The organism is Sinanaerobacter chloroacetimidivorans (assembly GCF_018128545.1).
Classification (GTDB): Bacteria; Bacillota; Clostridia; order Peptostreptococcales; family Anaerovoracaceae; genus Sinanaerobacter; species Sinanaerobacter chloroacetimidivorans.
The window spans coordinates 327,638-346,110 of sequence record NZ_JAGSND010000001.1 but is presented as its reverse complement, the minus strand read 5'-3'; the positions used below and the strand labels follow the sequence as shown (position 1 = coordinate 346,110).

At 38.7% G+C, this 18,473-nt stretch carries 20 protein-coding genes; 2 read left to right on the top strand and 18 right to left on the bottom strand.

Translation table 11 applies throughout. The features are described 5' to 3' along the window. Positions 1-135 precede the first annotated feature (135 nt). The 5 genes from ruvX to KCX82_RS01715 all read right to left on the bottom strand — a co-directional run bounded on the left by ruvX (position 136) and on the right by KCX82_RS01715 (position 5,574). Complete coding sequence (gene ruvX / locus KCX82_RS01735; RefSeq protein WP_227016709.1) at positions 136-627, bottom strand: Holliday junction resolvase RuvX; 492 nt, start codon at positions 625-627, stop codon at positions 136-138. Positions 628-660: 33 nt separating this feature from the next. Further along, positions 661-909, bottom strand: coding sequence for an IreB family regulatory phosphoprotein (locus tag KCX82_RS01730; protein ID WP_227016708.1), 249 nt, complete (start codon positions 907-909; stop codon positions 661-663). A gap of 110 nt (positions 910-1,019) precedes the next feature. Continuing rightward, positions 1,020-3,644: an alanine--tRNA ligase gene (gene alaS / locus KCX82_RS01725; RefSeq protein WP_227016707.1), complete on the bottom strand. Its 2,625-nt coding sequence runs from the start codon at positions 3,642-3,644 to the stop codon at positions 1,020-1,022. Positions 3,645-3,674: 30 nt separating this feature from the next. Next, complete coding sequence (locus KCX82_RS01720) at positions 3,675-5,177, bottom strand: sensor domain-containing diguanylate cyclase (protein WP_227016706.1); 1,503 nt, start codon at positions 5,175-5,177, stop codon at positions 3,675-3,677. A gap of 208 nt (positions 5,178-5,385) precedes the next feature. Beyond that, on the bottom strand, positions 5,386-5,574 hold the full coding sequence (locus KCX82_RS01715) for a hypothetical protein (RefSeq protein ID WP_227016705.1): 189 nt from the start codon (positions 5,572-5,574) through the stop codon (positions 5,386-5,388). 200 nt (positions 5,575-5,774) lie between these two features. Between KCX82_RS01715 and KCX82_RS01710 the strand changes: the two genes are divergently transcribed. After that, positions 5,775-6,731: an aldo/keto reductase gene (locus tag KCX82_RS01710; protein ID WP_227016704.1), complete on the top strand. Its 957-nt coding sequence runs from the start codon at positions 5,775-5,777 to the stop codon at positions 6,729-6,731. Positions 6,732-6,863: 132 nt separating this feature from the next. On the opposite strand, the gene KCX82_RS01705 is transcribed toward KCX82_RS01710, so the two are convergent. The 13 genes from KCX82_RS01705 to KCX82_RS01645 form a co-directional block, all read right to left on the bottom strand. Beyond that, entirely contained in the window at positions 6,864-7,310 is a 447-nt protein-coding gene (locus tag KCX82_RS01705; protein WP_227016703.1) for an iron-sulfur cluster assembly scaffold protein, read from the bottom strand. A gap of 6 nt (positions 7,311-7,316) precedes the next feature. Beyond that, a complete protein-coding gene (gene nifS, locus KCX82_RS01700; protein WP_227016702.1) occupies positions 7,317-8,486 on the bottom strand; it encodes a cysteine desulfurase NifS in 1,170 nt (389 codons plus the stop codon). Between the two features lie 123 nt (positions 8,487-8,609). Beyond that, on the bottom strand, positions 8,610-9,056 hold the full coding sequence (locus tag KCX82_RS01695) for a hypothetical protein (protein WP_227016701.1): 447 nt from the start codon (positions 9,054-9,056) through the stop codon (positions 8,610-8,612). Between the two features lie 84 nt (positions 9,057-9,140). Further along, on the bottom strand, positions 9,141-9,344 hold the full coding sequence (locus KCX82_RS01690; RefSeq protein ID WP_227016700.1) for a DUF896 domain-containing protein: 204 nt from the start codon (positions 9,342-9,344) through the stop codon (positions 9,141-9,143). 15 nt (positions 9,345-9,359) lie between these two features. Continuing rightward, positions 9,360-10,163, bottom strand: a complete 804-nt coding sequence (spo0A, locus tag KCX82_RS01685) for a sporulation transcription factor Spo0A (RefSeq protein ID WP_227016699.1) — start codon at positions 10,161-10,163, stop codon at positions 9,360-9,362. 147 nt (positions 10,164-10,310) lie between these two features. Next, positions 10,311-11,429: a SpoIVB peptidase gene (gene spoIVB / locus KCX82_RS01680; RefSeq protein WP_227016698.1), complete on the bottom strand. Its 1,119-nt coding sequence runs from the start codon at positions 11,427-11,429 to the stop codon at positions 10,311-10,313. 13 nt (positions 11,430-11,442) lie between these two features. Continuing rightward, a complete protein-coding gene (locus KCX82_RS01675; RefSeq protein WP_227016697.1) occupies positions 11,443-11,883 on the bottom strand; it encodes a BofC C-terminal domain-containing protein in 441 nt (146 codons plus the stop codon). A 109-nt stretch (positions 11,884-11,992) separates the two neighbouring features. Continuing rightward, positions 11,993-12,661, bottom strand: coding sequence for a helix-hairpin-helix domain-containing protein (locus KCX82_RS01670; protein ID WP_227016696.1), 669 nt, complete (start codon positions 12,659-12,661; stop codon positions 11,993-11,995). Positions 12,662-12,729: 68 nt separating this feature from the next. Further along, on the bottom strand, positions 12,730-13,389 hold the full coding sequence (locus KCX82_RS01665; protein WP_227016695.1) for a TIGR03936 family radical SAM-associated protein: 660 nt from the start codon (positions 13,387-13,389) through the stop codon (positions 12,730-12,732). After that, complete coding sequence (locus tag KCX82_RS01660; RefSeq protein ID WP_227016694.1) at positions 13,386-15,236, bottom strand: TIGR03960 family B12-binding radical SAM protein; 1,851 nt, start codon at positions 15,234-15,236, stop codon at positions 13,386-13,388. Before KCX82_RS01660 ends, KCX82_RS01665 begins: the two co-directional genes overlap by 4 nt. 42 nt (positions 15,237-15,278) lie before the next feature. Next, the gene (locus KCX82_RS01655; RefSeq protein WP_227016693.1) at positions 15,279-16,073 is read right to left on the bottom strand and encodes a site-2 protease family protein; all 795 of its coding nucleotides are present in this window, start codon (positions 16,071-16,073) and stop codon (positions 15,279-15,281) included. A 74-nt stretch (positions 16,074-16,147) separates the two neighbouring features. After that, the gene (locus KCX82_RS01650; protein WP_227016692.1) at positions 16,148-16,804 is read right to left on the bottom strand and encodes a M23 family metallopeptidase; all 657 of its coding nucleotides are present in this window, start codon (positions 16,802-16,804) and stop codon (positions 16,148-16,150) included. A 101-nt stretch (positions 16,805-16,905) separates the two neighbouring features. Next, positions 16,906-17,427: an HD domain-containing protein gene (locus tag KCX82_RS01645; protein WP_227016691.1), complete on the bottom strand. Its 522-nt coding sequence runs from the start codon at positions 17,425-17,427 to the stop codon at positions 16,906-16,908. Between the two features lie 229 nt (positions 17,428-17,656). Here KCX82_RS01645 and KCX82_RS01640 point away from each other — a divergent pair, with 229 nt between their 5' ends. After that, on the top strand, positions 17,657-18,421 hold the full coding sequence (locus KCX82_RS01640) for a S24 family peptidase (RefSeq protein WP_227016690.1): 765 nt from the start codon (positions 17,657-17,659) through the stop codon (positions 18,419-18,421). Positions 18,422-18,473 lie beyond the last annotated feature (52 nt).

The following is an 18,473-nucleotide window of genomic DNA, read 5'->3' as shown; positions in this document are numbered from 1 at the left end:
TCACAGACACAGATGCAGAGGTAGATTTTAACTAGAAAAAAATGGCGCCCATTTTACCAGGGCGCTTTTTATACTTTTTTTGGTATAAATAAAAATAAAGTGCCCGCTATAAGCACTTTACTTATCCTCATTCTTTTATTCAGATCTTTTATTCAGATTGGATAATCGATCCAGGTAGCCCTGCAAAATTACAACTGCAGCTTGCTTATCGATTACTTCTTTTCTTTTCTTTCTGCTCAAATCGGCTTCAATTAATATTTTTTCTGCGATTACTGTTGTAAATCTTTCGTCCTGATAAACGATATCAATGCCTTTCACACCAGTGCTTCTCATTTTATTTTCCAGCATCTTTCTGAATTCATAAACTTTTTCAGTCTGAATACTGTCCGTACCGTTAAGATTTTTAGGGAGGCCTATCACTACGGTATTGCAGTTGTGCTCTTTTATTAAATTTATTACTTTGTCGATGTCCTTGCGAATCCCAACGCGTTCAATGGTCATAAGCCCTTGTGCAGTGATGAGAAGCTCATCGCTAAGTGCTACTCCAATCGTTTTATCCCCAACATCCAATGCAATCATTTTCATGTTTTCGCTTCCCTTTTCTCTTTTGTTAATAAATTTCTTCATAAAAAGAAAGCGGACTTGAAAGCCCGCCTCACTTTATTTTTTTAAAAATGCTCTTAGCAACTCTTCAACAAGATCGTCTCTTTCTATATGACGAATAATATTTCGCGCATTATTATGCCCTGTGATATAAGAAGGGTCCCCAGACAGAATATACCCTACCATCTGGTCTATTGCGTTATAGCCCTTTTCTTCCAAAGCACTGTAAACAGTTCTCAGTATTTCTTCAGTTGTTTGCTGCTCACCCTTATCCGGGCTGTTAAAGAGTATCGTATTTCTGTCCATCTTGCTCACCTTCTTTCTAGCGTTATTATACCAAAGGGAAAGCAAGTTAAACAATAAAATTTATAAATTTTAATATTGTTGTAACAATTGTCGGTAATTGACCAACCGGTTTAACCTATCAATGAAGCTGCAACATCAAAGGCTGCTAGTATCTTTGAAGGATCCTTAGCTCCTGCCTGTGCCATATCGGCTTTCCCGCCTCCGCCTCCGCCGGCAGCTGCTGCTATGGTCTTTATCATATTTCCTGCATGATAGCCTTTATCCAGCAAATCATCGGAAACAGATACCATAAAGGTTACTTTCCCACTCGTTTCTGTAGCAAATACGATGATAATACTCTTATATTTTGACTTGATTTCATCGGATAAGCTTCTTAAGTCATTAATATCATAATCCTGGAAAGCTTTTGTGATCAGTTTTACGCCATTTGCTTCCCTTGCTTCTGCAATCATTGCCTCAAGGCCGGAACCCATAGATTTTTTCTTAAATTCTTCCAGTTCTTTCTTATAGGCTTTTAATTCTTCCGTAACTGAAGCAGCTCTGTTCTGCAGACCCAAAACATTGGTTTTTAAGGTTTCAGCGACGGCATGAATTAATGATTCTTCTTCCTCAATCTTCTTGTAAAGGCCCATTCCGGTAATGGCTTCAATTCTTCTGACACCGGCTGCAACACCATTCTCACTGATGATTTTAAAGGCACCAATTTGCCCTGAATTTTTAATGTGAGTACCGCCGCAGAGTTCTGTGCTGAATTCTCCGACGGAGACGACCCTGACCTTCTCGCCATATTTTTCACCGAATAATGCGGTGGCTCCGCTTTTTATCGCTTCTTCAGCCGACATAATTTCAGTATTGACATCAAGGAAGTGATTAATACGGTCATTTACGATTTCTTCAATTTTTTTCAATTGATCCTTAGAAATTCCTTCAAAATGAGTGAAATCGAAGCGCAAACCGTCTGCAGTGACGTTGGATCCGGCTTGTTCCACATGGCTTCCCAGAACTTCTTTTAATGCCTTATGAAGGATATGGGTAGCCGTATGGTTTCGCGCTGTCTGATTTCGATTCGATACTGAAACCATAGCTTGAATCGAATCACCGCTTTTCACTTCACCTGATAAAATTTTAACTTTATGTGTAAAGACATCCCTTACTTTTGAAACTGAAAGTACATCTAGAGTACACGTTTCATTTGTCATCATACCAATATCACTGGCCTGACCGCCGCTTTCCGCATAGAACGGAGTTTTATCCAGCACAAGAATGACAGTATCCCCTTCTTTAGCGGAAGACTGCGCTTGCTTTTCCCAAAACAGGCCTTGCACGATGCCGGTATCAACCAGTTGATCGTAACCGGTAAATAAGGTGGCTTTCTGATCCATAAAGAGTGCAGCATCATCTGACCAGCCAGCATCGGTTTCACTCTTTCTTGCAGCCCTGGCTTGCTCTTTCTGATGAAGCATATTACTGTTAAAGCCTTCTACATCTGCACTGCAGCCATGTTCTTCCAATATTTCCTGTGTCAGTTCAAGAGGAAAACCGTACGTATCATATAATTTAAATACTTTTTCACCGGATAAAACAGTGTTCCCGGAATCGTTCAGATCTTTAATATAATCATTTATGATAGCTGAACCCTGATCAATGGTTGCACTGAATTTTTCTTCCTCAACAGATAAAATCTTATGAATGTAGGTACTTCTCTCCTCTAATTCAGGGTAAGCCACACCGGATACCTCGATTACTTTTTTAGATAAATCTGCAAGGAAAGGACCCTGAATTCCAAGAAGCTTACCATGTCTAGCCGCTCTTCTTAAAAGCCTTCTTAATACATATCCTCTGCCCTCATTGCTTGGCAAAATGCCGTCTGCGATCATAAAAGTGACGGAGCGGATATGGTCCGTGATAATTCTGATAGAGACGTCTGATTTTACAGCACCTCTTTCATACTTCACTCCGGAAATAGTAACGATAGCGTTTAAAATATATTGAATCGTGTCAACGTCGAAGATCGAGTCTACATCCTGCATGATACAGGCCAAACGTTCAAGACCCATTCCGGTATCAATATTCGGATGAGCCAGAGGTGTATAATTGCCTGCTTCATCACGATTAAATTGCGTAAATACGTGATTCCAAAATTCAACATATCTGTCACAATCACATCCTGGTTTGCAGTCCGGATTGTCACACCCGTATTTTTCACCTCTGTCAAAGTAAATCTCAGAGCAAGGACCGCATGGGCCTGTTCCGATTTCCCAGAAATTATCATCCTTCCCTAATGGAACGATTCTCTCTTCAGGCATGCCAATCTTATTCTTCCAGATATCGTAGGCCTGCTGGTCTTCTTCATAAACGCTGGCCCACAATCGATCTTCCGGCATTTTTAATACCTGAGTGATAAATTCCCAGCCCCAGGTGATGGATTCTTCCTTAAAATAATCACCAAAGGAAAAGCTTCCAAGCATTTCAAAGAAAGTACCATGTCTTGCCGTATAACCGACATTTTCGATGTCTCCGGTTCGAATACATTTTTGGCAGGTAGTCATTCGTTTGCTTGGCGGAGTTTCCAATCCTGCGAAATATGGTTTCAAAGGTGCCATTCCCGAATTGATTATGAGCAGACTTTTATCTTTTTCAGGAACGAGAGAAAAGCTTTGTCTTGCATAATGATCTTTTCCTTTATAAAATTCTTGAAACATGCTTCTTAATTGATTTAACCCTAACTTTTCCATGAATAAATTTCCTCCTAATGTCGTCCATTATTATATATTTTCATTAATCTTGTAGATATAATATCCGTCTTTTCCTAATTCTTTAGAATGGTACATGGCCTTATCTGCTATTTCGAATAGTTCTGTATAGGTGGTCCCATGATCCGGATATACGGCCGCCCCAACACTCCCCGAAATTTGTCCGTTATAAACTTTGATGCTTTTAAATAATCTGCAAAGGTCTTCTGCTTTTTTCCGAATATCTTCATCAGATGCTATGTTTTTTAGTAAAACGATAAACTCGTCTCCGCCGATTCTCCCTTTAATATCGCTGATACGAAAGCTGTCATTGATACCTGCGGCAGTATCTATTAAAGCCCGGTCTCCGATAAGATGTCCCATTTCATCATTGACATTTTTAAAATTATCTATATCAATGACGAATAATGCATGTCTTCCGTTCTTCCCTTCCGTTTCCAGATAATCGGATATCAAAAGTTCACTAGTGATTTTATTATAAAGTCCTGTCAGTAAGTCGTTTTCTGCTCTGATTTTCAATTTGCTGTTTAGAGCTTCCAATTCTATTCTGCCCTGTTCCATTACAGTTTTATATTTTACCTGCCGCCATATAATATATAAAATCAGAATCAGAAATAACGAAATGATTTTTATGATCATGAATAATGCACTCTTTTTTATATCACCAGGGTGCATATTAAAGGAATCTTTAGGCGCAAAGGCCAGTAAGTACCAATCATTAATACCAATCGGTGCATAGCTTAAATAATAGCCTTTATCCTTAAATTTATATCCCATAAAGCCCGCTTTATTTTTCATGATATCATTAATGATGATAGATGAAATAAACCCTTTATCGAGAATCACTTCTCCTAGAAATGGGTAAAAATTATCGAATCCTCCTGTTGTTTCCATAGAAGTGTTTTGAAAAAGCAAATCACCGTCTTTTTCTATGATTTGATAGTATGTCAATCTTTGAAAGCTGATTTTTTCAATAATTTGAATGAAGTCTTCCGTATAATAAAGTCCAGAGATACTTCCAGTCAGCTTCTCATTTTTATAAACAGGAGAAGTTAATGCTACCATATCTTTTCCATTGAAAGCGTCTCTTAGCACTTGGGAAACTCTCTGATCCCTGTTTTGTGCTCCTTCAAAAGGTTCACTATGGTCTGTTTTTATCGAGATTCCATTCCCGGTATAAGTAGTTCCGTTTAAGGCATTTGAAATCAGAAGGCTGCGAAAAGGAACTTCGCTGCTTATTTTTTTCATGGCTGCCTTTGCCTCCTGACCGTCTAGGGTGTCAAAAGATCCAAGATATTTGGAAAGTACAAAGACAGTCAAAAGATCACTATTTATTTTTTCTTTGAACAATTTTGCACTTTTTACTGTTATCTCATTCAAATATCTTTTGGTTTCGTATTTTGCAGTTTCATTTAGTAAGTAATAAAAATCATATAAAAAGCTGATTAATGCAGTGGTAATAAAGATGATCAGTAAGGGCTCAAATACTTTTTTCAGTTTTATAAATCTGCTCATTATTTCATCCGCTCTCAAAAATACAAAATAAAACACTGACCGAAGTATTATACCATAATAAGTATAGAGTTTCCAGCGAAAAACCTCTTTCCACGTCAAAAATACTGAAAATAAAATAAAGGCGCTAATAGCAACCTTTATTTTAAAAACAATACCACTTTTGATTAAGTACAGCAATGATTACTGGCGAGAAGTTTGTAAACCCTAATTAAAGATTTTTGATTCCATCTCCAATATCTTCAACAAGATCTGAAAGCTCATCAACTGCTTTCTTCAAATTTTTCTGCATCGTTCTTTGCATACGTGGTGATGAGAGCATATATAATTGTACTCCAACGAGCCCTGCTGCAACACCTAATCCTAAAGTACTCATAAATACATTATGATGTTGATTCATATTTACTTCTCCTTTTCTTTTTGGATTTATGTGTTTATTTTGCCCTAATCATAAAGTTTTATGTTAGAATGAAAGTAATTCGGTACGAAAAAAATAAGTAAAATAAAGAATTGAAAGAATATAGATAAAGATTGTAAAACAAGAAATGAGGTGACTTAGGCCGGAGATATTAATAATGAATAGCTCTTGCTTATTTGTTTATGATCAAAAATAAATTGGGAAATACCGGTATACAAGTAACACCTGTCGGATTTGGTGTTTTGACAATAGGAAAAACTCAGTTGAATTTATCGTTAAAAGATGGTTCGTCATTATTGCGATATGCGTTAGAGCGAGGAATCGATTTTTTAGATACTGCCCAATACTACGAAACTTACCCCTATATTAAAGAGGCTTTGAAAGATGGTCGTTATCAACCTGTCATTGCATCGAAGAGCCTCGAGCCAACATACAACGGAATGAAGGCCGCCATTGAGGAAGCTCGAAGAGAAATGGACAGAGATTTCATCGATATTTTTCTTTTGCATGAAGTACGGAATGAACCGGACTGGACCAATCGGTTGGGCGCTTGGGAATATCTTCAGGAAGCAAAATCAAAAGGAATTGTAAAAGCCATTGGTCTGTCCACCCACCATGTAGAGGTTACGGAACAAGCAGCTTTCAATAAGGATATGGATGTAATATTCCCTTTAATTAATTTCCGCAGTCTCGGTATCAGATACGGAACCGGCCCCGGATTAAAAGAGGATATGGCAGCCGCTATAAAACTTGCGGCTGATTCCGGAAAAGGTATTTTTGTAATGAAGGTATTTGGAGGCGGCAATTTAACAGGCCATTATCTCAAGGCACTTCATTATATCCAAAATCTTGAGGGAATTTCCTCTATGATGATTGGATTCGGCCATACCGATGAAATAGACCGAATTATAGAAGTGATAGAAGGAACGATAGACCCCCATTATATTCCGGATACATCTCTGAAAAAAATAAGAATCGACCAGGGTGATTGCGAAGGCTGCGGAGCCTGTATCAAGCGATGCCCTAATCATGCTATTAAAAGAAATGATGCAGGTCTTGCCCAGGTAAACCATGATATTTGTTTGACCTGCGGCTACTGCGCACCGGTTTGCCCCGTTAGGGCAATCATTATGTTTTGATATAACAGATATCCGTAACTGTTGTCTGTTAAAAAATAATGGAATTCATCAGAAAAAGCTGTCGTATTTGACAGCCTTCTCTTTAAATATCTTGTTTCGTATTTATGAAATTTTTGTTATTATTTGTTGCGGTTATACTTCGCAACCTTCATCATCATGATCAAAGTCCTTATTCGGATCAAAATCCTTTAAGCCTTCCAATTCCAGTCCGTGCTTTTGTGCATAATCATAGATTGCATGACGAACTGCCTGCTCTGCTAAAACAGAACAATGGATTTTAGGCCCCGGAAGCCCTCCTAGCTCATCAATAAAGTTTTTGTTGGTTAATTCCAAGGCTTCTTCCAGAGTTTTTCCCATAATCATATCAGTGGCAACACTGGAGGACGCAATGGCAGAACCGCATCCAAAGGTTTTAAATTTAGCATCAACAATAACATTGTTCTCTATTTTCAGAGAAATTTCCATCATATCACCGCAAACAGGGCTGCCGTAGTTGCCTACCGCATCCGGATTTTCCATTTCACCGGCATTGTGTGGATTCATAAAATGCTCCATCACCTTTTCATTATACATTGCCATACTCGCTCACCATGTCCTTTCTTTGTTGAATGCTGAAAAACTTCGTAATTTTTCAACAATTTTTACGATTTCTTCTACAGCGTAATCAATATCATCTTTTGTCGTAAAATCACCGACGGTAAATCTGATTGAACTGTATATCTTCTCTAACGGAAGCCCTAAAGCTCTCAGTACATGCGACGGTGTAAAGCTGGCTGATGAGCACGCCGAACCGGTGGATGCGGCAATTCCTTTTGCATCCATGTATAAAAGCAGTGCCTCTCCCTCTACATAGTTAAAGGTGAGATTGATATTTCCGGGAAGTCTTTTTTCCATATCTCCGTTAATATCGATATCTTCAATTTTGGATGTGATCTCTTTTGCGAAATAATTTCTGAGACTTGTAATGCTTTCGATATGCTCATCCAAATTTGCTTCTGCTAGTTCTGCTGCCTTTGCAAAGCCCATGATACCGGCCATATTTTCAGTGCCGGCTCTTCTTTTATTTTCCTGGGCGCCGCCGTTTAAAAGGTTCGGTATAACAACCCCTTTTCTGATATATAAAGCGCCAATCCCTTTGGGCCCATAAATTTTATGTGCTGACATGGACATCATGTCAATTCCCAGTTCATGTGCATGAATTGGGACGTTGCCTAACGCTTGAACAGCATCGGTATGGAATAAGATTCCATGCTTTTTGGCAATTTCACCAATTTCCTTGATTGGCTGTATGGTACCTACCTCGTTGTTTGCAAACATGATACTGATGAGGATAGTCTTGTCCGTTATAGCATTTTCAAGATCGGTTAGATTAATAAAGCCCTTGCTGTCAACATCTAAATAAGTAACTTCATAACCTTCTTTTTCTAAGTATTCACAAGTATGAAGCAATGCATGGTGTTCTATTTTGGATGTTATGATATGGTTCCCTTTTGCTTTCTTTGCCCTGGCTGTTCCGATAACAGCCCAATTATCAGCTTCTGTTCCACCGGATGTAAAATATATTTCTCGCTCATCGGTACCAATCAGTTTGGCCACCTTTGCTCTTGCCTCGCTTAAATCTGATTTAGCACTAAGCCCTATACCATATAAGCTAGAAGGATTACCAAATTTTTCAGTAAAATATGGCAGCATCGCTTCTAAAACTTCTTTTTTTACTGGTGTGGTTGCTGAATAGTCTAAATATACCTGACGCATGTTAATGCACTCCTTTCAGCCTATGTTTCTACATATTACCTATCTATTATACCAATTTTTTTACAAAGATAAACAGTTATTTTTAGAATATCAGCAAAATTTCCTAGTAAAGCGGTGGGAAAGCTATATGGGATTGAATTCAGAAAGCTTGTAACCGGAGTTTGTAGATTTGACAACCACAGAGTATTCGTTGTCACAGACATAGTCTGCAGATAGCCCGCTCATATACCATCTAATTTCGAGTTGATAGGAAATGTAATCGAACATTTTCATACTTTGTGTTACATTTCTCAGTTCCATAGATTTCACAATATCCAGCTGTGTAGGATCGGAATTTCTTAATCCCTGGATGTCTTCAGACAATAAAGGATAAGTTTCTATTTTAGCAAGGGACTTTTCTGCTGTTTCCTCATCTATTTTGCCATAATAGGCCTTTTGCAGAATACTGGTCCGTTCCTCCAATAAAGATTCCACCACCTGATCACAGGATTGCTTGCTGAAACCGGAAAAAATACCTGCAATTATGATGATAATTGCAGGAAAGAAAAATAGTTTATAATATTTCTTCAAAGCTTGTCCACCCCTCTCTCTCCAATACTATAAAATAAAAACAGCGGGAAAATTGTTTAATCCCGCTGTTTAAAGATATAAATTTTAATTCTTTTCTTGTTGTTTTTCGACACACTCATCATCTACAAATCGGATGGATTCCAAATGTCCCCGGAAGTGCTCTCTAAATTTTACAAGATATTCCGCTCTTAACTCTTTTTGTTCTTCTTTTTCCTCAGGAGTCAGACCCTCCAGCTTTGATTTTTTTGCTAATGCATTGATTCTGTCGATTTTTTCTTTACATAACATACTTTTCTTCCTGTTCTAGCTTACTTTTCGTTCCAGTCTGAGTTTGTCTGCTATAATAGCAATAAATTCGCTATTAGTAGGCTTACCCTTGTCATTATGTACTGTGTAACCAAATAAGCTGTTTAATGTCTCAATTTTTCCTCTATTCCAGGCAACCTCTATTGCATGTCGGATGGCTCTTTCTACTCGACTGGGGGTGGTGTTGTTTTTCTTTGCAATAGCAGGATAGAGTTCTTTTGTAACTGCACTTAAAAGATCCATATCTTCAACAACCATGGTAATAGCATGTCTTAGATATTGGTATCCTTTTATGTGAGCCGGTACGCCGACCTCGTGGATAATATTTGTGATATCAACTTCAAGGTCATTCTTTTTGAATTCTTCGGTATGAATGATAGATTTTGCAGTATTCATTTTACTTGATTGATTGATTCCCAGATCATGACCCGAAAGCTGATAGATTCTTTTTGCAAGAATATTTAAATCGAAAGGCTTGACAACATAGTACTCGGCACCGAGATTGATAGCTTTCTGCGTGATAGATTCTTGACCTACAGCCGATAACATAATAATTTTCGGTGTTTTTTCAATCTCCATGCTATTAATCTTTTCCAGCACTCCAAGCCCATCAAGATAAGGCATAATCATATCCAGGATTAATACATCGGGTTTTTCTCTAAATACGGCTTCGACTGTTTGCATACCGTCATGAACGGTAAAGACGATATCGATATTTTGTTGTGTTTCGAAAAAATCTGTTAAGATTTCACAAAAATCCTTATTATCGTCAGCGATTCCTACTCTTATTTTGCTTGTCATAGACATATCCCCCTTTAGTTTCACGCAAGTTTTTTCTTATTTCTTTACAGGCGTACATAATTCCCTATTAATATAGTAAAGAATTTCTATTTTATTTTCAATAGCCATACTTTAAAAAGTTCCGATAATTACTAATGGTATACGACCTTATTCGACATTTGCGTTCTGTAACATCCACTCAATGAAGATACCATATCCTCTTTGCGGGTCATTGACAAAAACATGAGTAACAGCACCAATGATTTTATCATTCTGTATAATCGGACTTCCACTCATCCCCTGTATAATACCTCCGCTTTTTTCCAGGAGACGTTCATCCGTTACCTTAATCACCATACTCTTCGTGCTTGGTTTCGTCTGTTTATTGATTTTTTCGATGGATATTTCGTATTTTTCTATCTTATTGCCCTCTAACGTAGTCAGGATGTAAGCTTTTCCCTTCTTTACATCATTCTGATATCCGATTGACATTGGTTTTTGATAAAGAGGATTCACAATGGTTTGATAGGTAGTGCCAAAAATACCATAATCAGTATTTAAGAATAGTTTCCCCAGAGGTTCATCTGCTTCATAAAAAATACCTTTAATTTCACCCGGTACACCAGCCTTTCCCTGCTTTACGGATTCTACCTTGGAATTAAGCAGTTCTCCCTGAGCCACGGAGAGCACTGTTCCTGTTTCCGGATCGGTAATTGCATGTCCCAATGCTCCAAATGTATGATCCGTAGGATTATAGAAAGTTAAAGTACCGATACCGGCTGTTCTGTCTTTGACCCACACTCCGATTTTATATTGATTATCATCAACGGATAACACCGGTGTAAGTCTGATATCCATAATATCATCTTTTCTTTTAACTTTCAATCTGACTTCTTTTTTGATTTTATTTATTTCAGCAGCAACTTCTCTGGCATTGTCTACCTTGGTACCATCTATTTCAAGTATGCTGTCTCCGATCTGAAGACCTGCTTCCAGACCGGGATTGACAATTTCACCGGATTCCGTTTCTATTTCTTCCAGCCCTACAATCAATACGCCCTTTACGTCCATTCTAACTCCGACGGAGTGACCGCCGGGGATCAGCATTTTCTCTGGTATTACGTTGATCGTTACATCTTTAAAGGGAAGATTGATAACTTTTGTCTCGTTTGTGAATATGTTAATATCACTTGGTATAGTGGATAAAAGTCCCCCTCCTGCCAAAAATGCGGCCACGACAAAAGTTAGGACCAGATAAGATCCTTTCTTTATGATTCCTTTATTCATTCTCATCCTCCTGTTAGCTTTCAAAATCCTGCAAAAGCTCGTCTAACTCTTCCATGGAGTGCACCATGACTCCTTGCTGAAAGAGTGCCTGATCCGCTACACTTAATAATGAGAATGCAATGTCTGTAGTCCTAATCAGTGATTCCTTTCCCTGCTCATCGTAATAAAATATTTGAATGATTCCATCAACTTCCTTGATTAGATAATATCCTTTGGTTGTATTATCTTCAGGGGCACTGTCCTCGTTCTCGGGATTGCCAAGGCCTCCGGGAGTACTGTATTGCCTTCCGCCGATAATATTATCCATAATATCGTATTGATTTGGGTCATTCGAATTATCAACTGCGCTTTCTGTGCTAACAGGATATTTACTGTCTGTGTTTACGTCATCAGGAGAGTTGTTTGCCGTTGGAGGCTGATTAATCCAGTATCCGAATGCAAATAACCCTATCATGATAATATAAAATAGCTTTCCTTTAAAAAAGCTTTTTTTCTGACTAAACATTGCCATCACCTCAAATTTTAGTGTTGACAAGTCCTATCTATTTTATTCCTGATTCTGTTTAAACCGTGATTTTATTTTTAAATTTTTCAAAGGTCTTTTCCCCAATTCCGCTGACATTTTTAATGTCTTCAATGGTTTTAAAATTTCCGTTTTCTGTTCGATAACGGATGATTTTTTCTGCAGTTGAAGGACCGACTCCGGTTAATTGCTGCAGCGTTTCCGAGTTTGCAGTATTAATATTGATTAATCCTGCCGATCCTGATGCCTCCACCGAGGTATTTTTTGTTTGAAGATAACTGCTGCCCGTTTCTTCCAATTCTTTTTTAGTGGGTATATACAATTTTTCACCGTCTGTTAAAACTTGTGCCAGGTTGGTGCTGCGAGTGTCGGCATCCTTCGAAAGTCCGCCGGCCAGTTCGATGGCTTCAAAAACCCGGCTTCCTTCTTTCAATTCAACGACTGCCGGCTGATTTACAGCGCCTGAAACATCGATAAGGATCTCCTTTTCGGATACGATAGCAGCCGTAGAAACATCTTCTTCTGCTTCATTCCCTTCTTGAATATGGTTTTCCTCCTTCGGAATCAATACTTGTACGGTGTCCTCACTGTCGGAGTTTCTGGCCAAATACATAGAAAAGGCAATCACAAGTATGATGACACCTGCAATTACCTTTAAAAGCAATTTTTTATCTACGTTAAGTTCCTTCATCCATTTCAATTGATTCAATGATCATCACCCCATTTGTAACATATTTACATTAATTACCAATATATTACATCACAGGGAATAATCTGTCAATCAAAAAAAATACCGGTTCTTTTTATTTGCACGTCCCCTCTGTCATAGGGAAGATTCAAATAGGAGCAAAAGGAGGATAACACTAATTCAGGACTGAGATTTGTTTGACTGCCCGCAGGTATCCTTAACGTTAACATAATAAAGTTATCGAAAACTTCGCCATTTATTTCTTCAATTATTGGTTTTATGTTAATCTCCAGCTCCGTTCTGCTCTTTTTCTGAAACTTTTTTACAACAATGAACTCCTGGTTTTTATAGCTCTCTACAGCACTTTTGATATCGATTTCTTGCATACAAGGTATTTGGATTTCGTAAGAAGCGGATATCGTTAACGCTGCCAGCGATTTCCCCGACACTGGCAGTTCTGAACACTGCAGGATCCCGATCCCTTCCGGCATCACCTCATTTAATTTCTGCAAGATGACATCTGTCGAATAAGGCTCTACCGTATCAAATTCGAGGTATTCACTTGAACTGGTATACCCGAGGGATAAAGGCTGAGCAAAGCTCATTTTGGGATGGGGATTAAATCCTTGTGAATGCTGTAGTTTTATTCCAATTCGTTTCAATGATCGTTTAAAAAGTCTCAGTAAATCCAGATGTGAGGTAAACCTGATAGGGCCTTCCTTATAAAACTGAATCGCGTATCTGCTCATAGTGTACCCTCCCTGGCGCATGTGATATGTTTATTGATTCCGCAGCCCACACAACCCCTTCTGCAATCCTGAGTTTGTGATGACTTTAAAGCATTTTCGTTTTCTGAAATCAGGAATTCTTTGGAAATACCCGCATCAATGATATCCCAAGGCAGAACATCCTCATATTCATTAGACTGATACGCGTAGTAATCCGGATCAATACCAGCTTCGGTAAAAGCTCGCATCCATAAATCGTATTGGAAGTGCTCCCGCCAGCCATCAAATTTGCATCCCAGTTCCACTGCTTTTATCAAAGCATCAGAAACTCTTCGATCTCCTTTTGCAAAGACCGCTTCCAGATAGCTTGTCTTTGTATCGTGATAATGGAAAGAGACACCTTTTATCTTCTTCAGCCTGTCCTTCAAATAACTATGCTTTTCTTGAAATTCTTCCATTGTATTTTGAGCAAACCATTGGAACGGCGTATGCGCTTTGGGGACAAAATTGGACACGCTGACAGTGATATGGAAACGGCCTCCCCGTTTCCCAGTCACTTTATAATTGATGTCCATTATTTTACCGGCAATTTCAACGATACCATCGAGATCCTCCATGGTTTCAGTAGGCAAACCTACCATGAAATACAGCTTTATATTCGTCCAGCCAAGTTCGATTGCTTTTTCTACGGCCCCATAGATATCATCATCTGTTATTGATTTATTGATAACATCCCGAAGTCTTTGCGTACCTGCCTCAGGGGCAAAGGTCAGCCCTGACTTCTTGTAACCCTGAATTTCTTGCAACACTTTAAAGGAAAAAGAATCCAGCCTCAAGGATGGCAGAGATAAAGACACATTATTTCCCTTACAGTCATTCATCAATTCTTCCACCAAAGGCTCAATCTCAGAATAATCACTGGTTGAAAGCGACAATATGGACAACTCTTCATGTCCGGTTGCTTTCAGCTGACGAGCTGCAATCTCCTTAATTTTCTCTTTAGATCGTTCACGTACCGGCCGATAAACCATCCCGGCCTGACAGAACCTGCAGCCTCTCGTACATCCTCTGAAAATTTCCACCACTGCTCTGTCATGAACAACGTCGATAAAAGGCACGATCGTTTTCTCTGGAAAATCTACCAGGTCCAAATCTTCGACCATGCGTTTTCTTATTGTTTCAGAAGCCTTATCAAAGGTTTTTCTGATCTCCAGCAGAGATCCGTCTTCTCTATAGATTGGCTGATAGAAAGCAGGAACATAAACACCGTCAATTTGAGAAATCATCTTTAGAAATGCATCTTTTCCCTCCCCGGTGGATTTCCATTTTTTATGGGCATTACAGATTTCCGGAAGCACTTCTTCTCCATCACCGATCATAAAAAAATCAATGATGTCTGCTAACGGTTCCGGATTATAGGCGCAGGGTCCTCCCGCAGCAATAAGGGGATAGGAATCATTTCGATCTTTACTTTTAACTGGAATACCTGCAAGATCCAACATATTTACGACGTTACTGTAGGATAATTCATACTGTAGCGTAAAACCGAGGATATCCATATCTTTTACAGGAGTCCTTGTTTCTAAAGTAAATAAAGGAACTCCCTCCTGCCTCATCATCTCCTCCATGTCGGAAGCCGGAGCAAAAACTCGTTCGCAATATACGGATTCCTGCTGATTTAAGATATGATAGATAATCTGAAGCCCGAGATATGACATGCCGATCTCGTAGGTGTCCGGAAAAGCAAATCCAAATCTCGTATGGATTCCGGACAGATCCTTTTTGATTGCATTGAGCTCCCCTCCGATATATCGTGCAGGTTTTTCGACTCGAATCAGCAGTTTGTCCAAATCTTTGATGTTTGTCATGAATACAGTTCTCCATTTCTATATGAGCCAGGCTCATTTCTTTTATTTTATCTTTTTATATTTCAGTAATTTTTGAAAATCAGCGTAGTATCCGCAATGATAAATACCATTAAGCAGCTCCTCTTCTGTAAGTTGTCCTTTATAACTGCCTTTATCATTTACAATGGTAAACAATCTATTCTCCATAGGCTTATATTTTTCCAGTACTTTTATTGCCTTGACGCTTTCTCTGCATACCACAATCTTACTTTTTGCATTCTTGCTTCCTTCTTCTATATTTCTGCTTACTTTATAAAATATAAAGCTGTTATCCTGGCTGCTGGCAACATAAAGATTCACCGCCAGTGCAGAGATCAATAAATTCAATACATTATATTGTACCAAGTAAATCCCTAAAAGGAAAAGAAAAAGTGAAAAAATGATGGAAAAAAACCGGGATATTTTCTGTGATCTGCCATAACCGAGAAAAATCGCAAGGTAGAGATCAATAATTTTGCCTCCGTCCAACGGATAAAAAGGCATCAGATTAAAGATTCCCAATACCAAATTTGCCAATATCACAGGTTCTATCCAGGACATAGGAAAAAAAGCATAAACTCCGTAAAGCAATGCTGCAGTAACAATATTAAAAAATGGACCGGCCAAATGGATCAGCAGTTCATCCAAAGGTTTTACAAAACCCTCACGTATGTGTAGAATGCCGCCAAACAACCCCATGGAGATCTTTTCAGGAGTATACCCGAGAAATTTGGCCGTTGTTTTATGAGCGATTTCATGCAAGAAGGAAAAGACGGCAGAAGCAACCCCAAATTCACTGTTACCCGATAAGATAATCATGCATAGCAGCAGAAAAAATGAGTAATGCAACTCAATTTTTGTGCCCAATATAGCAAACCGAAACATGGCCTTACTTAAAATTCAATATAGCTGGCTGGATCTGCAATTTCACCGTCCACCCAAAGCTCAAAGCTTAAATATCCGTCATTTTCGGGACTTATGGATGCGATCAGCTGACCTTTCTTTACTTTTTCCAACGGTTTCACATAAATTTCTGAACATCCGCCATAGATGGATTCAATATCATTTCCATGGATAATTTTTACGTAACTGCCATATTGGCTGCTTTCATTGATTTCAGCAACAGTGCCTCCCCCGATGGAGTAAACCTGCATTTCTTCATCGGAGCTGAATTTCATACCACGCTCAAAGCCGGTCTCTTCTTTACCAAAATAAGTTGATTTTTCCCCAAAGGTTGAAACAACTGCTGCTTCATCCGTTGGTGGGGAAAAAGCCAGTTTCTTTTCACTTTCACGAAAGGCCGCGGAAATAGATCCCGGGATTTCGGTTATTTTTGCCATTGTTTCCTTTGCGCCTTCTGCAATTTCTCCGGCAGTATAGTCTCTGCTCAAAGTTGCCTGAAAGGTTTCCAGACCTTCATTGACAATAGCAATATCCATTTTTTTAATCACAATAATCAGAAGAACAATGACGATGCATACCATAATCTGCTTAATGAGGGTAGCACCCCAATTTTTCTTCCTTACTCCATATTTTCTTCCTCTATACATAAAATTACCCTCCTTGTTTGCTGCTTCAATTAAGCATATTACAAAGAAGGTTAAATTATTACAGGGTTCCTTTTATGATCCCGGTCAATTTGATTTTGCAGTTACATCAATGAATCAATGGATGCACCGATTTTCTCTTCGATCTGCCGGATAAATTCCCGGTTTTCCTTGATACGTTCCTGAAGACGCTGAAACACCTCGGGATTATCCTTAAATTTCTCCAGTACGTAGCTCATACGTGTTTCCAGACCTACATACTGATCTTCTTTTACCATGCGATCTGATAAACACAGAATGTCGATTTCTTTCCAGTTATCATGATGAATGTCTGTATTATAAAACATATGCACTCGGATCATTTCCGCTTCCTGATCATACCCCAGTTCTGAGGCGATCCTCGCTCCAACCTCCCAATGCTTTTCTTCCACTCTTGCAATGTCATGAATTAAGCCTGCTGCCTGCAGCAAATCTAAATTTAGATGATACCCATGATTGTTTAATGCTCCGGCAATTTTTAAGGCGGTATCTGTAACTTCAACACAGTGCCTGATTACGTGGCCTGGTGTGTGATATGCTTCTAAAAGCCGGAAACACTCTTCTCTGCTCGGGTGTTTATTTGCCATGATGATTCTCCTAATTGTAACGGAAAGCAAAGCAGCTTGATTTGCACAGGAGTTCCGTCAACAAACCGATTTATAAATTTCTATTGTTTCTCCTAGTAATATTATACCATGAAATAACAGAACAAACTACCATACTATTTGACAATATATTCACTTATTGGTATAGTTAAGTTAAAATTCAACAAGAAAATATGACGTGATTATCATCACTAAAGGAAGTGTATTTACGATGAATTATGCAGAGATGCTGGAGGAAATGATTACCGAAAGCGAATTATCCCTCAGGCAAATATCAAAGCTTTGTTTGCAATTTGATATTGCCGTAACACCATCCTATATTTCACAGCTTAAAAACGGTAAACTGCCACCTCCTACGCCGGAAGTTTCTCTTGCTTTGGCAAAGGTATGCAACAGCAAAAAACAGTCTCAGCTGGTTTTTCAAGGCTATATGGAAAAAGCGCCGGATGTAATCAAAGAATATATGCTGGCATCCTCCCAGCTCAACAGGATCATGCTGGAATCGCTGTGCAGAGCGGAGGGAAGAGATCCTCTTTCTCAGGATTCTTTGGATTTCTTAAAGAATCTGGATGTTTTATCTACTTTAGAAATGTCATCCAAATACTTGGATTCTGAGAATCAGTTAACGACATCCGAACTCATACGTGAAATTACCTTATCCAGCGGCGGTGTTGCCAAAATCAATGCCCAGGGGGATATGATCAATCTTTTTTTGGGTGATGCATCCATGAGCCCTACCATACCCATTCATTCCTACTTATATATCCTGCCCACAAGACTTGATTTATTAAAGGAAAGGGATATCATTGCTTTTTATCCCAACAATAGAAAACAAGCAACATTGAGACGGATCTTTTATGCCAATGACAAAATCCTGCTGATTCCTGAAGACAAGACGAATCAGATTTATATGATAGACAGCTTCGAGGAAATTGATTACATAGGAAAGGTCGTGTCCTACAAGGTTGATTTGTAAAAGCAACAAAAGGATCCTTGAATATTAATAAAAGGATCCTTGTATTTTTTAG